Origin of the sequence: Geothrix oryzae (assembly GCF_030295385.1) — a bacterium.
Taxonomy (GTDB): domain Bacteria; phylum Acidobacteriota; class Holophagae; order Holophagales; family Holophagaceae; genus Geothrix; species Geothrix oryzae.
Genome location: NZ_AP027079.1, coordinates 467,685 through 481,834, shown reverse-complemented (window position 1 = coordinate 481,834; position 14,150 = coordinate 467,685). Strand labels below are relative to the sequence as shown.

Annotated in this window: 12 protein-coding genes; 9 read left to right on the top strand and 3 right to left on the bottom strand. The window is 68.7% G+C overall.

Going from position 1 to position 14,150, the window contains the following annotated elements; translation table 11 throughout:
- Window positions 1-3: 3 nt before the first annotated feature.
- Window positions 4-1,362, top strand: a complete 1,359-nt coding sequence (gene bioA, locus QUD34_RS02125) for an adenosylmethionine--8-amino-7-oxononanoate transaminase (protein ID WP_286354941.1) — start codon at window positions 4-6, stop codon at window positions 1,360-1,362.
- An 11-nt stretch (window positions 1,363-1,373) separates the two neighbouring features.
- On the opposite strand, the gene QUD34_RS02120 is transcribed toward bioA, so the two are convergent.
- Window positions 1,374-2,267, bottom strand: coding sequence for an MBL fold metallo-hydrolase (locus QUD34_RS02120; RefSeq protein WP_286354940.1), 894 nt, complete (start codon window positions 2,265-2,267; stop codon window positions 1,374-1,376).
- 90 nt (window positions 2,268-2,357) lie between these two features.
- On the opposite strand from QUD34_RS02120, the gene QUD34_RS02115 reads away from it, so the two are divergent.
- The 4 genes from QUD34_RS02115 (at window position 2,358) to QUD34_RS02100 (ending at window position 6,866) form a co-directional block, all read left to right on the top strand.
- A complete protein-coding gene (locus tag QUD34_RS02115; RefSeq protein WP_286354939.1) occupies window positions 2,358-3,377 on the top strand; it encodes a fumarylacetoacetate hydrolase family protein in 1,020 nt (339 codons plus the stop codon).
- Window positions 3,378-3,411: 34 nt separating this feature from the next.
- Window positions 3,412-4,449: a proline iminopeptidase-family hydrolase gene (locus QUD34_RS02110; protein WP_286354938.1), complete on the top strand. Its 1,038-nt coding sequence runs from the start codon at window positions 3,412-3,414 to the stop codon at window positions 4,447-4,449.
- Entirely contained in the window at window positions 4,446-5,303 is an 858-nt protein-coding gene (locus QUD34_RS02105; protein WP_286354937.1) for a flavin reductase family protein, read from the top strand. Before QUD34_RS02110 ends, QUD34_RS02105 begins: the two co-directional genes overlap by 4 nt.
- Before the next feature lie 93 nt (window positions 5,304-5,396).
- Window positions 5,397-6,866: an amidohydrolase family protein gene (locus QUD34_RS02100; protein WP_286354936.1), complete on the top strand. Its 1,470-nt coding sequence runs from the start codon at window positions 5,397-5,399 to the stop codon at window positions 6,864-6,866.
- Between the two features lie 5 nt (window positions 6,867-6,871).
- On the opposite strand, the gene QUD34_RS02095 is transcribed toward QUD34_RS02100, so the two are convergent.
- Together QUD34_RS02095 and QUD34_RS02090 are read right to left on the bottom strand one after the other, a co-directional pair.
- Window positions 6,872-7,759 (bottom strand): mechanosensitive ion channel family protein, encoded by an 888-nt coding sequence (locus QUD34_RS02095; protein WP_286354935.1) that lies wholly within the window; start codon window positions 7,757-7,759, stop codon window positions 6,872-6,874.
- A gap of 303 nt (window positions 7,760-8,062) precedes the next feature.
- On the bottom strand, window positions 8,063-9,217 hold the full coding sequence (locus tag QUD34_RS02090) for a homogentisate 1,2-dioxygenase (protein ID WP_286354934.1): 1,155 nt from the start codon (window positions 9,215-9,217) through the stop codon (window positions 8,063-8,065).
- A 248-nt stretch (window positions 9,218-9,465) separates the two neighbouring features.
- Between QUD34_RS02090 and QUD34_RS02085 the strand changes: the two genes are divergently transcribed.
- The 4 genes from QUD34_RS02085 to QUD34_RS02070 are packed head-to-tail and all read left to right on the top strand — an operon-like array spanning window position 9,466 to window position 14,141.
- Entirely contained in the window at window positions 9,466-10,164 is a 699-nt protein-coding gene (locus QUD34_RS02085) for a cobalamin B12-binding domain-containing protein (RefSeq protein WP_286354933.1), read from the top strand.
- On the top strand, window positions 10,161-11,186 hold the full coding sequence (locus QUD34_RS02080; protein WP_286354932.1) for a uroporphyrinogen decarboxylase family protein: 1,026 nt from the start codon (window positions 10,161-10,163) through the stop codon (window positions 11,184-11,186). Before QUD34_RS02085 ends, QUD34_RS02080 begins: the two co-directional genes overlap by 4 nt.
- Window positions 11,183-11,788: a DUF1638 domain-containing protein gene (locus tag QUD34_RS02075; protein WP_286354931.1), complete on the top strand. Its 606-nt coding sequence runs from the start codon at window positions 11,183-11,185 to the stop codon at window positions 11,786-11,788. Before QUD34_RS02080 ends, QUD34_RS02075 begins: the two co-directional genes overlap by 4 nt.
- Window positions 11,775-14,141 (top strand): hybrid sensor histidine kinase/response regulator, encoded by a 2,367-nt coding sequence (locus QUD34_RS02070; RefSeq protein WP_286354930.1) that lies wholly within the window; start codon window positions 11,775-11,777, stop codon window positions 14,139-14,141. Before QUD34_RS02075 ends, QUD34_RS02070 begins: the two co-directional genes overlap by 14 nt.
- Window positions 14,142-14,150 lie beyond the last annotated feature (9 nt).

Genomic DNA, 14,150 nt, shown 5'->3' with positions numbered 1-14,150 from the left:
CGGATGCCCACGCCCCTGCCCCCCGACTGGTCCGACCGCCTGGCCTTCGACCGCGCCCACCTCTGGCACCCCTTCACGCAGATGAAGATCCACGAGGCGGATCCGCCGGTGCCGGTGGTGGGCGGCGAAGGCTGCGACCTGCTGCTGGCCAACGGCGAGCGCGTGCTGGACGGCATCTCCAGCTGGTGGACCTGCCTCCATGGCCACGGCCATCCCCGTCTGGTGAGCGCCCTTGAACGCCAGGCCGCCCGGCTCGACCATGTCATGTTCGCCGGCTTCACCCACGAGCCCGCCCTCGAGCTGGTGGCGCGGCTGCGGCCCAAGTTGCCCGCCAACCTCACCCGCGCCTTCTTCTCCGACGATGGCAGCACCGCCGTCGAAGTCGCCCTGAAGATGGCCTTCCAGGCCCAGCTGCAGCGCGGCCAGCGGGGGCGCGACCGGTTCGGCGCCCTGCGGGGCGGCTACCACGGCGATACCCTGGGCGCCGTGGGCGTGGGCGAGCTGGAGAACTTCATGACGGGCCTCTTCCGGCCCCTGCTGCTGGCCTGCGAGCGACTGGAGGTGCCCGAGGATCCGCGCCGCGAGATCCAGCCCGACCTGACCGGCTGGCCGGAGCGGCTGGCCTCCGCCCGCCAGGAGGTCCGCGCCTTCTTCGCCGCCCACGGCGACCGCCTCGCCGCCTTCATCGCCGAGCCGCTCATCCAGTGCGCGGGCGGCATGCGCATGTGGCCGCCGGAGCTGCTGCAGGAGCTGCGCGCTCAGTGCGACGGCCACGGCGTCTACCTCATCCTCGACGAGGTGGCCACGGGCTTCGGCCGCACGGGCACCTTCCTGGCCAGCGAGCAGGCCGGCGTGGCGCCCGACCTGCTCTGCCTCTCCAAGGGCCTCACGGGCGGCACGCTGCCCCTGTCCCTCACCTGGGCCACGGAGGAGATCTACGGCCATTTCTGGGGAGAGCCCGCCTCCGGCCGGGCCTTTCTCCACGGCCACAGCTACACGGGCAACGCCACGGCCTGTGCCGTCGCCTGCGCCAGCCTGGCCCTCTTCGACGAGGAACCCGTGCTGGCCCGCGCCGCGGCCCTCCACGAGGCCATGCAGGCCGCGTTCACGGATCTTTCCGCCCATCCGGCCGTGCGCCAGGCCCGCGTCCTCGGCACCATCGGCGCATGCCGCCTGGTGGATCCCACCACGGGCGAGGCCCACGCCTCCGACGACCGCTTCGGCTGGCACCTGCATCGCCGGGCCCTGGACCACGGCCTGCTGGTGCGCCCCATCGGCGACTGCCTCTACCTGCTGCCGCCCCTCAGCACGCCCCCGGCGAGGATCCGCGATGCCGCTGAAACGCTGCTGGACCTTCTCTGAGGATTCCTCACTCAGGGCCTGGCCGCATCGTAGCCCGCACCCTTCGGGGTGATCCGCACGATCTGCGGCAGGTGGGCGCCGGCCAGCACGGCCTTCCGACGGGCGGCGTCGCGGAAGAGCTCCTGCCGGACCTTCACGGCGCGGTCCCCGTCGAGGTCGAAGGCGACACCCGCTTCCGGATGCTGGAACTGCACCGCGCCGAAGTGGATGAGGTCGCCGATGCACCAGAGCTCACGGCCCTCGGAGGTGAAGGCGTAGACCGCGTGGCCGCCCGTATGGCCGTGGGCCGGGATGGCGCGGAGCCCTGGGGCGAGTTCCTCGCCGTCCTCGAAGAGGCGGAAGGCACCGGCTTTCTCGTAGACCCCAAAGAGGGCTTTCAGTTTCGACGCCCGGTCCCGCAGGCGCTCGGGCAGGTGCGAGGGATCCTCGGTCCAGAAGGCATGCTCGCGGCGGGCCACCGCCACGACCGCCTTGGGGAAGGCCCGGGTACCATCGGCCTTCAGCAGGCCGCCGATGTGGTCGAAGTGGTCGTGGGTGATGAGGATCAGGTCGATGTCCGAGGGCGCCATGCCCGCGGCCGAGAGCTGCTCCGCCAGGTGGCCCGAATCCTCCTCGGGATCCTTGCCCATACCCGTGTCCACCAGGACGGTCCGGTCGGGCATCCGCACGAGGTAGGCGTTCACGGGGGTGTCCGCGGCGTCCTGGCCGCCCAGCAGCCGCCGCGCCTCCGCGGGATCGATGCCCTTGAGGAGCGATGCGGCGAGGGAGATCCGCCCGTCCTGCAGCTTCCACACCTGCAGCTGGCCCAGGCGCAGGGTCTCGAGGCGGGCAACGGTCGTCGGGGTGGAGGGCGTCATGGTGGTTCCCGGCAGCAGGAGACTCGTGGCAAGGAGGAGGGCGCGCATGATCCAAGTGTACTTCCTCCCATCCGCCGCGAATGACGATGCAAGAGTCGTGTTTTTCCGGCATTACACTGGGTCTTTGCGGAGAATCCGATGAAGCTGGTGACTTTCCTGCAGGCTGGAATCGAGAAGATCGGCGCCGTGATGCCGGAAGGCAGGCTCCTCGACTTCGCCGCCGCCGAACCCCGCCTGGCCGTGGACATGCTCACCCTCATCCGGCGCCAGGACGAGCTCATGCCCCTGGCCCGGGCCCTCGCCGCGGCGCCGCCTCCCGCAGCCCTCCTCGATCCCGCCACCATCCGCCTGCTGGCGCCCCTGCCCCGCCCGGTCTCCATGCGCGACGGCTACGCCTTCCGCCAGCATGTGGCCACCGCGCGGCGCAACCGCGGGCTGGAGATGATCCCCGAGTTCGACCTCTTCCCCGTCACCTACTTCACCAACCACCTGGCTGTGACGGGCCCCGGCGAGGTGCGGGTGCAGGATCACCACCTCGCGCGCCTCGATTTCGAGCTGGAAGTGGCCATCGTCACGGGGCGGCCCCTGAAGAACGCCACCCTGGCGGAGGCCGACGAGGCCATCTTCGGCTACATGGTGATGAACGACTGGAGCGCCCGCATGCTCCAGATGGAAGAGATGAAGCTCTCCCTCGGCCCCTGCAAGGGCAAGGACTTCGCCACCAGCCTGGGCCCCTGGCTCGTCACCAAGGACGAGCTGAAACTCGAGGGGACGGGCCACGGCGAAGTTCTCCACGCGGCCATGACCTGCACCGTGAATGGCCATCGTCTGTCCAATGGCAACGCCGACAGCATGAACTGGACCTTCGCCCAGATCCTGCAGCGCACCAGCTACGGCATCCAGATGCACCCGGGCGAGGTCATCGGCAGCGGCACCGTGGGGACGGGCTGCCTGCTGGAGCTGAACGGCTCGAAGATCACGGACAACCTCTGGCTCAAGGCCGGCGACGAGGTGGTGCTCGAGATCGAGGGCCTGGGCCGCCTGGTGAATACCATCACCCATGTGCCCGAGCGGCTGGTGGACACGCCCGCATCCCTGGTGGGCGGCACCCTCCCCGACCTCTATGCCGGGACCCCCTCCGGCGAGGCCGGGGACTGACTAGACTGGGGCATCCCCCATGCCTGGAGCACCCATGCGACGCCTCTTCGTCCTTCTCCTTACGCTGGTGCTCGGATCGGCAGAGGCCTCTGCCCAGAAGGCGCCCAGCCTGCGTTCCTATTTTGCGGATCCTTCGGCCGTGCGCGAGGGCGGTGTGAAGGTCATCTCCATCCAGACGCCCAAGGGCCCGTTCAAGGTCTGGACCAAGCGCTTCGGAAACAACCCCCGCATCAAGCTGCTGCTGCTCCACGGCGGCCCCGGCTCCACCCACGAGTACTTCGAATCCATGGAAGGCTTCCTGCCGGCCGAGGGCATCGAGTTCATCTACTACGACCAGCTGGGCTCGGCCCGTTCGGACCAGCCCAAGGACCACGACCTCTGGACCACGGAACGCTTCGTCGAGGAGGTCGAGCAGGTGCGGAAGGCCCTGGGCCTCGACCGCTCCAACTTCTATTTGCTGGGCCACTCCTGGGGCGGCATCCTCGCCGCGGAATACGCGCTGAAATACGGCGCGAACCTCAAGGGCCTGATCATCTCGAACATGATGATGAGCATTCCCGACTACAACCGCTATGCCGCCGAGGTGCTGGCCAAGGGCATGGACCCTGCCGTGGTGAAGGAGGTGAAGGACCTCGAGGCCAAGGGCCAGTACGAGAACCCGCGCTACATGGAGCTCCTCGTCCCCCACTTCTACGCCAAGCACCTCTGCCGCCTGCCGGAGTGGCCCGACGCCTTCAAGCGGTCTTCGGCGCACGCCAACAACGACATCTATGTCCTCATGCAGGGTCCCAGCGAATTCGGCGCCTCGGGACGGTTGGAAAAGTGGGACCGCAAGGCCGACCTGCCCAAGCTCGGCATGCCCACCCTCGTCATCGGTGCCGCCCATGACACCATGGATCCCGCCCACATGAAGTGGGTGGCCGGCCAGGTCCAGCACGGCAGCTTCCTCCTCTGTCCGAACGGCAGCCACATGGCCATGTGGGACGATCAGCGCACCTACAACCTGGGCCTCATCCGGTTCCTCAAGGAGACCGATGCGGGCCGCAAGCAAGTGGTCTTCGGCGCGCCATGAGTCATCGGACGATCCTCCCCTCGGACCTGAATCCCATCGAAACCAATGCACTGCTCTGCAGCGGCGTGGCCCCCCGGCCCATCGCCCTGGCCAGCACGGTCTCGAAGGAGGGCATCCGCAACCTGTCGCCCTTCAGCTTCTTCAACGCCTTCGGCTCGAACCCGCCCACGGTGGCCTTCGCGCCCAACCGGCGGGGCCGGGACGGCACCGTGAAGCACACCTACCTGAACGCCGTGGCCACGGGCGAGTTCGTCATCGCCGCCGTGAGCCACGCCATGCTGCATCCCATGAATGTGGCCAGCGCCGAGTGGCCTGATGGCGTGGACGAATTCCCCAAGAGCGGCCTCACGCCCCTCCCCGCCCGCTTCGTGACGCCCGCCCTGGTGGCCGAGAGCCCCTTCCAGATGGAGTGCCGCCTGCAACAGGTGGTGGAACTTGGCAGCGGGCCGGGCTCCGGCCTCATGCTCATCGGTGAAGTGCTCGCCTTTCATGTGCGAGAAGACTGTTTCGCGGGCGCCATCCTTCATCCCGACGCCCTGGACCTCATCGGCCGCAACGGCGGGGCGTTCTACACCCGCGCCAGCGGCGCCGCCGTCTTCCAGGTGCCCAAGCCCGCCGGAAAGCCCCTGGGCTACGACGCCCTGCCCGAGGTCCTGAAGCAGAGCCGCGTCCTCACCGCCAACGACCTTGGCCAGCTGGCCAACAGCCCGGGCCTGCCGGACCTCTCGGGTCTGGCGCGGCAGCCGGGGGATCCGATCGCGCCCCTCGACCTTGAGCAGGCGATCCGCCAGGCCCTGGCCTCGGAAAACCAGGCCGAGGCCTGGCGCCTGGTGGGGCTGCGCCTGAAAGCCTGACCCGCGCTCGCAGGAACGGTTCCCAGCCCGATTCCCCTTGCCGGAGCGCAAAGCCCGGCAGTAGCGTGACACTCACGCCCCACAGGAGCTTGCATGTCCGCTCACGCACGACTCGCCAGCCTGGCCTTCGCGCTCGGAACAGCCCTGGCGGCCCAGCCTGGGCCTCCACCCTCGGCCGAAGTCCGCGCCTTCCTGAAGGTGGACGCACCCGTGGTGGCCCTGCTGCATGCCCGCGTGGTGGACGGCACCGGCGCCCCTGCCCGCGAGGACCAGACCCTGATCCTCCGCGGCGGCCGCATCGAGGCCATGGGTGCCGCCTCCACCGTGGCGACGCCCAAGGGTGCGCAGGTGCTGGACCTCACGGGCCACACGGTGCTCCCGGGCCTGGTGGGCATGCACAACCACCTGTTCTACACGCACTCCATCCACAGCGACGAGAAGGGCGCCGCCGTGCCGCCGGGACGGCTCTTCGCCGAGATCGCCCACTCGGCGCCGCGCCTCTATCTGGCCTGCGGCGTCACCACCATCCGCACCACCGGCAGTCTGGAGCCCTACACGGACCTCAACATCAAGCGGCAGATCGACGCGGGCCTCTTGCCCGGGCCCAAGATGGATGTGACGGGCCCCTACCTCGAAGGCCTCGAGCCCATGACGCCGCAGATGCATGGCCTACGGAGCCCTGAGGAGGCCCGCCGCTTCGTGGATTTCTGGGCCGATGCGGGCGTCACCTCCTTCAAGGCCTACATGAACATCCACCGGGCCGACCTCGGCGCGGCCATCCAGGCCGCCCACGCCCGGGGCCTCAAGGTGACCGGGCACCTGGGTTCCGTGACCTGGCCCGAGGCCATGGCCCTGGGCATTGACAACTTCGAGCATGGCCCCGTCTACACGGACACGGAGTTCGCGCCCGGCAAGACGCCCGATATCTGCCCGCCGGTGGCGGTCTCCTGGTCCGCATGGCTCAAGGTCGATGTGGACGGAGCCGAGGTGCAGAAGCTCATCCGCGACCTGGTGGAAAAGAAGGTGGCCCTCACCTCCACCCTGCCGGTCTTCGAGATGATGGTGCCCGGCCGGCCGCCGCTCCAGCCCCGCGTGCTGGCGGCCATGTCCGCCGAGTCCAAGGCCAGCTACCTGGCGGCCCGCGCCAAGGTCCGCGTGGTTCCCAACAGCACGCCCGAGCAGCTGCTCAAGAAGGAGATGGCCTTCGAGCGGGCCTTCGTGAAGGCGGGCGGCCTGCTGCTGGCGGGCCCCGATCCCACGGGCATGGGCGGCGTGCTGCCCGGATTTGGCGACCACCGGGAGCTGGAGCTGCTGGTGGAAGCCGGCTTCACGCCCGCAGAGGCCATCCGCATCTACACGGCGAATGGTGCCGCCTTCCTGGGCCGCCTCGACCGCATCGGCACCCTGGCATCGGGTAAGCAGGCGGACCTGGTGGTGGTGAAGGGCGATCCCACCGCCCGGATCGAGGACATCGAGCAGGTGGTGACGGTCTTCAAGGACGGCCTCGGCTATGACTCCGCCAGGCTCATCGAGTCCGTGCGCGGCCATGTGGGCATCCGCTAAGGCGGTCAGTCGCCGGATTCCATTCCCGGGACAGTCCCTTCGCCCCGGTGGTGCACCACCCGCTGGGGATAGGGGATCTCGATACCGGCCTCCCGGAAGGCGAGGAGGATGCGGTGGCGCAGCTCCCGGGCCACCTCCCACTGGGCCCCCGGGGCGGTCTTGGTGAGGGTCAGGATGGTGAACCCGCTGGCCCCGAGGGTCTCGATGCCCTTCACCTCCAGCGGCTCCAGCACCTGGTCGGGGCGGTCTGCGTGCAGCTTCCGGCCGATGTCCTTCAGCACCTCGAAGGCCCGGTCGGGGTCCGTGTCGTAGCCCACCTCCACCTCCACCCGGGCCCGGGCGAAGTCCTTGGACAGCACCACCACGCGCACGATGGAGCCGTTGGGCACGAAGTGGGCGCGGCCCTCCGAATCCCGCACCTGGGTCACGCGCAGGGTCATGCGCTCCACGGTGCCGATGTGTTTGTCGTCCACATTGATGATGTCGCCCACGCCAAACTGGTTCTCCAGCAGGAGGAAGAACCCGCTGATGACATCCTTCACCAGGCTCTGGGCACCGAAGCCCAGGGCCACGCCCGCCACGCCCGCGCCGGCCACCAGGGGCCCGATGTTCACGCCGAATTCCTGCAGCGTCATCAGCAGGAAGAAGGCCACCACGAGCGCGCGGGCCGCGTTGGTCAGCACCGAGCCCAGGGTCTCCGCCCGCCGTTCGGCGTCTGAGGTCACTCCGTCATTCCCGTCATCCACGGCCCGGCGCACCGCGCGGACCACCAGGGAGACCCCCCACAGCAGCGCCAGGCAGGTCAGGAGCACCAGACCCAGGTTCTGGGCTCTCTCCCAGAGGCCGTGGGTGGCGAAGGCGAAGGTCTGCAGGGTCGTGGCAAGGATGGGCATGTCGGTTCCAGAGCGTCAGCGTATCAGGGCCGCGAGCACCGCTTCGAGGGTTCCAAAGACCGGTCGTTCGAAATTCGGAATCCATCGATAGGGGCTGGCACGACCATGATTCGATTTGTAAAATTCATGGATGGAAATTCTGCTTCAACCCGATCATGCTGGGCAGTCCAATCACGCCATCCAGTCCGCAGGAGGTCCCGTGACCATCGACCGGCGCAAGCACCGTGGCCCCTTCCGGTTCCTCTACATGGACTTCAGGTCGTTCCTGCGCCGGTATCTGGGCCTGGGCAGAGGGGCCTGACCCTACTTCCAGCTCGCCCAGTAATTGAGGTTCTCCATCAGCTCGGCGGCGGGCGTGGCCCGGAGGGGACGGAAGGCATCCACCATGACGGCCACCTCATCGGTGCGCTCTTTGGTGCGGCTGAGGGGGATGGCCTTGGGGTGCGGCCCGTGGTGGATGCCCTGGGGATGCCAGGTCATCATGCCGGCGCCGATGCCATCGCGACTGAAGAAGTGGCCCGCCGAGTAGAACAGCACTTCGTCGTAGTCGATGTTGGAGTGGTAGAAGGGCACGCGCATGGCGCCTTCTTCTTCCTCGAAGGGTCGAGGCAGGAAGGAGCAGATGACGAAGTTGTTGGCGATGAAGGTGGAGTGTGCCGAGGGTGGCAGATGGTAGCGGGCGCTGAGGACGGGCCGGATGTCCTTCACATTGATGCGCCACACGGTGAGATCGCCCTTCCAGCCCACCACATCCAGCGGGTTGAAGGGGTAGAACACCTTGGTGATCTGGCTTTCGCGCTTGATGTGGACGGCCCACTCGCGCGGCCCCCCCTTCGGGTTCATCTCGTAGGGCTCCAGCTCCGGCGTGTCCACCATGGCGGGGTCGAAAATGGCGTTGGGCCCCAGCTGGTTGCGGTCGGGGATGGTCACTTCGCTGAAGCTCTCGATGAGCAGGTAGCGCTGCGGGCCCTCGCCGGGCAGGAAGCGGTAGGTCGTGCCGCGGGGGATCACCAGGTAGTCGCCCGTGGCGTAGACGAGGGCGCCGAAGGTGGTCTCCAGCTTGCCGCCGCCCGCGTGGATGTAGTAGACATCGTCCCCGTCGGCGTTGCGGTAGAAGAAGTCCATGGCGGCGGGTGCCACCCAGTGCAGGGCCACATCCCCGTTGTGGAGGATGCAGATGGGAGCGAAGGCGGTTTCCGTGGAGCCGAACATCGAGGCCTTCACCTTGGCATCGGCGGAGTCCGCCAGCGGGTTCAGGTCGTAGCTGTGGGGGCGCAGGGGACCTTCGATGCGCGTCCAGTCCGTGACCGGATGCAGGCGGTAGAGGTGCGTGGTGCGCCCGAAGAAACCCTGCCGCGCGTGCTCCTCCTCGAAGGTGCCGGCGGGCAGGTCCACATGGGCCTGACGCGCATGCAGGCCCTTGCGCAGGGGGAAGAGCGGCGTTTCCTTCTTGGACATGACAACCTCGGGAGGGTCTCCCATTATCACGGGAAACTGTGATCACAGATTTTAACAATTAGCGGGCTTGCAGAAAATGCGCGGTCACCTTCCCACCTGACCCGCGGGGCACCTGCATTCGTTCCGCCTGGGAATTCACAGGATCCCGTGATCAGCCGATACATCGACGGTGCGGGCTCGGCAAATGACAAGGCGCCCGTCAGGCACCCCCGCCACCCCTCATGTCCGCTCCTTCCACTGGAGGCGTCATGGATCGGAACTACTCCCGGGACCTTCTCGAGGCCATTCAGAAGGCCGACCGGGCGGGCGCCAACGCGGTGGTCGATGCGTGGGCCATGGGCCGGTCCTTCCACCGGGTCATCCCGGAGCTCCTCGCCCCAACCCTGGAGACCTTCGGCAAGCTCTGGGCGCAGGGCACCGGTGGGGTGTCGCTCGCCACGGGCTATGTGGCCTCCAAGGTGGCCGAAGATGTGCTGTCGCGCCTGCTCCTGGAATCCGCCTCCCGCGAGACCCCCGCCCTGCCGGCGAAGGGACCGGTGCTGGTGGGGAATGTGGAGGATGATTTCCACCCCCTGGGCCGGAAGATGGTCGCGGCTTTCCTCCGGGCGGCCGGATGGGAGGTCCATGACCTGGGCGTGGACATCGGCCCCGCCCAGTTCGTGGACATGGCCGAGGAGACCGGCGCCCGCGTGATCGGGGCCTCGGCGATGATGTTCACCACGGCGAAGAATGTGGCGAAGCTCCGGGACGAGATCGACCGGCGGGGTCTCCGGGGCCGGCTCCAGCTCGCCGTCGGCGGGGCCGTGTTCAAGCTCCGGCCCGAACTCGTCGAGGCCTTCGGCGGGGACGGCACCGCCGCCAGCGCCGCCGAGGCGCCCGCCCTGTTCGAGCGCCTGTGGCAGCAGGCCCTGACCTTCGAGCCCGCCCCCGGGGGAATGCGCCCATGAACAGCCTCGAACGCGTGCTCGCCGCGCTTCAGGGGCAGCCCTCGGACCGGCCTCCCTTCCTGCTCAACCTGAGCCTCTACGGATCCCGGCTCACGGGAGCCCCGGTGAAGGCGCACTTCGCCGACCCGGCGGTGTTCGCCGAAGGACAGATGGCTGTCCGGGAGACCTTCGGCCCCGACCTGCTGCTGAGCCCCTTCCTGGTGTCGGCGCTCGGCGAGGCCTTCGGCAGCCGGGCCGGAGGCCCTCTCGAGCAGGCCCCGAATATCCGGGCCTTCGCCGCGGATTCCGCCTCGGCGGCGCTCCGGCTGCCGCTGCCCGATGTGGACGGCCATCCCAGGCTGCTCTACCTGCGCGAGACCATCCGGATCCTCGCCCGGAAATACGAGGGCGAGGTCCCCGTCATCGGGCTCCTGGTGAGCCCCCCCGACCTGCCCCCCCTCATCATCGGCCTGGAGGCCTGGCTGGATGCCCTGCTCTTCCGACCGGAGGAGGCCCGCGCACTCCTCGACCGCTGCACGGACTTTTTCGTGCAGTTGGGGACGGCCATGCTCCAGGACGGCGCCACCGCCCTGGCCCTGACGGCCAACCTGGCGAACCGCTTCATGGTTCCCGCCGAGGTCGTGACCGGCCTCTCCCGGCCGGCGCTGGAACGGGCCTTCAGCCAGATCCCCGGCCCCATCATCGTCCACCACGGGGGCTGTCCCCTCGTCCCCCACCTCGCGGATTTCAGGGGTCTCCCCCAGGTCGTGGGCTTCCTGGTGGATGCCGGGGAAGACCTGGCCGCGGCCCGGGCCATCCTCGGCCCCGGTCCCCTGCTGCTGGGGAACCTCGACGGACCCGGCCTGGCGGACCTTTCCCCCGAGCAGGTCCGCGGCCTCTGCGAGCGGGCCCTGGACGCGGGCTCCCCGGATCCCCAATTCATCCTGGCGACCTCCGGCGCGGATGTGCCGCTGGAAACTCCACCCGACTGCCTCCAGGCCATCACCGAGGCCATCTGCCTGGCCGGGGGAGGCCTGCGGTGACGCTGGATCCCCCGCCTCCGCGCTGCATCGCCTGCTCGATCTTCCGGCGGGAGATCGAATCGCTGCAGGCGTCGGGGGCGCTGGACCTGGCCGTGGACTACCTGCCCTCCATGCTCCACATGGTCCCGGACCGACTGGATACGCGCCTGGCCGCTTCGCTCACCGAGGCGGGCGCCCAAGGGCAGGAGGTCCTGATCGCGTTCGGCGACTGCTGCGGCCACATGGAGGACTTCCGGGCGAAGCCCGGCATCGACCGCACGGAAGGCATCAACTGCTGCGAGATCATCCTCGGCCGGGAGGCCTACCGGCGGCTCCGGCGCGAAGGGGCCTTTTTCCTCATGCCCGAGTGGGCCCTGTCCTGGCGGCAGGTGTTCATGAGCCAGCTCGGGCTGCTTGGCACCAACGCGAAAACCTTCATGCAGGAGATGCACACCCGGCTGATCTACCTCGACACGGGCATCCAGCCCGTGCCCTGGCAGGCCCTGAACGAGGCCTCCGAGTACCTCGGCCTGCCCGTGGAGGTCCTGCCCGTGTCCCTCGACCCGCTTCTCGCCAGCCTGCGGGAAGCGGCCCGCTCCGCGAGGCGCCATGACGACCGGTGACGCCATGCGACCTCCCGACAGCGCCGCCGTCCAGTTCATGATTCTGGACTTCCTCGAGGAGATCCTGAAGTTCTCGGAGAGCCCCGGCGAGATGGGCCAGTTCCTGACGCGCCAGCTCCGCGAGGTGATGGGCGCCCGCATCGTGGTGCTCCTGCAGCACGGGCCCGGCCCCGAGAGCGGGCCCGCCCGGATCGTGGCCCTCAAACCCGAACGGGCCCGGACCCCCGCCCTGCTGGACGGCCTGGACCAGCTCGTCCAGCTCTACCCAGACGCCCACGAGGCCACCTTCCTGATCAAGCGCACCGCCGAGCCCCGATCCGCCGCGCTCCTCGAAGGGCTCGGCCTCGAGTCCCTGAGCATGACCCCCCTGCGGGTGGGGGATCGGCGCGTGGGCACGCTCTTCGCGTTGGATCACCTCGACCTCTACCGTTCCGACGATGTCGTCCGTCTGCTCAAGGTGCTGTCGCCCGTCTTCGCCCTCATCCTGCGGAACACGGTCCACTTCGAATCCCAGGAGGCCAAGGTCCTGGCCCAAGCCGAGGAGTACCAGGCCCTGCTTCAGACCAACCTGGACGGATTCCTCGTGGTGGCGGGCGACGGGCGGATCCTCGACGCGAACGGAGCCTACCTGCAGATGTCGGGGTACTCGCTGGACGACATCCGGGGCCGGCACATCACCGACATGGATGCGAACGAATCCCGCCAGGAGACCGACAACCACAGCGAGAAGATGAAGCGCGAAGGCTCGGACCGCTTCAGGGCCCTGCACCGGCGCAAGGACGGAACCACCTACCCGGTGGAGGTGTCGACGACCTATGTTCCCGGCCGGAACATGCTCATCGGCTTCATCCGGGATCTCACCGAGCGGGAGGCGGCCGAATCCGCGCTCCGCGCCAGCGAGGCGCACCACCGGGAACTCGTGGAGATCCTCGGCGAAGGCGTGGCCATCACGGACCGCCACGAGACCGTGGTCATGGCCAACCGCGAAGCCGACCGCATCTTCGGTGTCGATCACAACCAGCTGGTCGGCCAGAACCTCCGGCCGTACCTGGATGAATCCGACTGGTTGCGGGTCGTGGATCACACCCTGCGAAGGCTCGACGGACACACTGACTCCTACCAGGTGCGGATCCGGCGCCCCGACGGGATCCGGCGCATCCTCCAGCTCACCGCCACGCCCAGGCGCGATGCGGACGGCCAGTTCACCGGCAGCCTCGCGGTCTTCCGCGATGTCACGGAGGAGCTCAAGACCCAGGAGGCCCTGCGCGTGGCCCAGAAGATGGAGAGCCTGGGCAACCTGGCGGGCGGCCTGGCCCACGACATGAACAATGTGCTGGGGGCGATCCTCGGGCTCGCGACCACGCACCTCGACCTCCAGCCCGAGGGCAGCCGGCTCCACGCCACCTTCGAGACCATCACCAAGGCCTGCCTGAGGGGGCGGAACATGGTGAAGAGCCTCCTGGATTTCGCGCGGAAGGACATGGCCGGGGAACGCTCCGTGCCCGTCAACCGCCTCATCCAGGAGGAGGCCCGCCTCCTGGAGCGGACCATCCCGCCGAACATCGCCATCACGCTGGATCTCAGCCCCAGCGTGGAGGGCATCCTCGGCGACGCCGACGCGCTCAGCCTCATGCTGATGAACCTGTGCGTGAATGCCGTGGATGCCATGACCGAAGGCGGCCGCCTCACCTTGAGCACCCGGCTCCATGACGGGCAGGTGGTGGTGACCGTGGCGGATTCGGGAACCGGCATGGCCCCGGAAACCCTCGAGCGCGCCCTCGAACCCTTCTTCACCACCAAGCCCCAGGGCAAGGGCACGGGCCTGGGCCTCTCCCTGGTCTACAGCACGGTGAAGGCGCACCACGGGGAACTGAACATCCAGAGCTGGTCCGGCCAGGGAACCAGCATCGAGATGCGGTTCCCCGCCGTGGAAACCCGGAGCGAACCGGCAGGCCCGGGAACCTCCGGGCCGAGCGCGTCGGCCCAGCCCTTGAACATCCTCCTGGTGGACGACGACGAGCTCATCCGTTCCGCGGTTTCAGCCCAATTGGAGGCCATGGGCCACCAGGCCACGCTGACGGACTGCGGCGAGGACGCCATGGCGCTGCTGGACCGGGGCCTGCGGCCCTCCGTCATCATCCTCGACATGAACATGCCGGGCTGGGGGGGCACCGGCACCCTTCCCAAGCTGCGGGCGGCCCTGCCGGAAGTCCCCATCCTGCTGTCCACGGGGCGAGCCGATCAGCAGGCCATCGACCTGGCCCACGCCCACCCCGGCGTGACCATCCTGGCCAAGCCCTTCAGCTTCCGGGAGCTCCAGGCCGCCTTCGCCGAGATCCTGCCGGGCGGCTGATCAGAGCTG

Bases quoted from the DNA above. Each gene is read 5' to 3' on its own strand.
- QUD34_RS02120 (WP_286354940.1), bottom strand. From the start codon at position 2,267: ATGCGCGCCCTCCTCCTTGCCACGAGTCTCCTGCTGCCGGGAACCACC.
- QUD34_RS02090 (WP_286354934.1), bottom strand. From the start codon at position 9,217: ATGTCCAAGAAGGAAACGCCGCTCTTCCCCCTGCGCAAGGGCCTGCAT.
- QUD34_RS02070 (WP_286354930.1), top strand. From the start codon at position 11,775: ATGACGACCGGTGACGCCATGCGACCTCCCGACAGCGCCGCCGTCCAG.
- QUD34_RS02110 (WP_286354938.1), top strand. From the start codon at position 3,412: ATGCGACGCCTCTTCGTCCTTCTCCTTACGCTGGTGCTCGGATCGGCA.
- QUD34_RS02100 (WP_286354936.1), top strand. From the start codon at position 5,397: ATGTCCGCTCACGCACGACTCGCCAGCCTGGCCTTCGCGCTCGGAACA.
- QUD34_RS02105 (WP_286354937.1), top strand. From the start codon at position 4,446: ATGAGTCATCGGACGATCCTCCCCTCGGACCTGAATCCCATCGAAACC.
- QUD34_RS02115 (WP_286354939.1), top strand. From the start codon at position 2,358: ATGAAGCTGGTGACTTTCCTGCAGGCTGGAATCGAGAAGATCGGCGCC.
- QUD34_RS02085 (WP_286354933.1), top strand. From the start codon at position 9,466: ATGGATCGGAACTACTCCCGGGACCTTCTCGAGGCCATTCAGAAGGCC.
- bioA (WP_286354941.1), top strand. From the start codon at position 4: ATGCCCACGCCCCTGCCCCCCGACTGGTCCGACCGCCTGGCCTTCGAC.
- QUD34_RS02080 (WP_286354932.1), top strand. From the start codon at position 10,161: ATGAACAGCCTCGAACGCGTGCTCGCCGCGCTTCAGGGGCAGCCCTCG.
- QUD34_RS02095 (WP_286354935.1), bottom strand. From the start codon at position 7,759: ATGCCCATCCTTGCCACGACCCTGCAGACCTTCGCCTTCGCCACCCAC.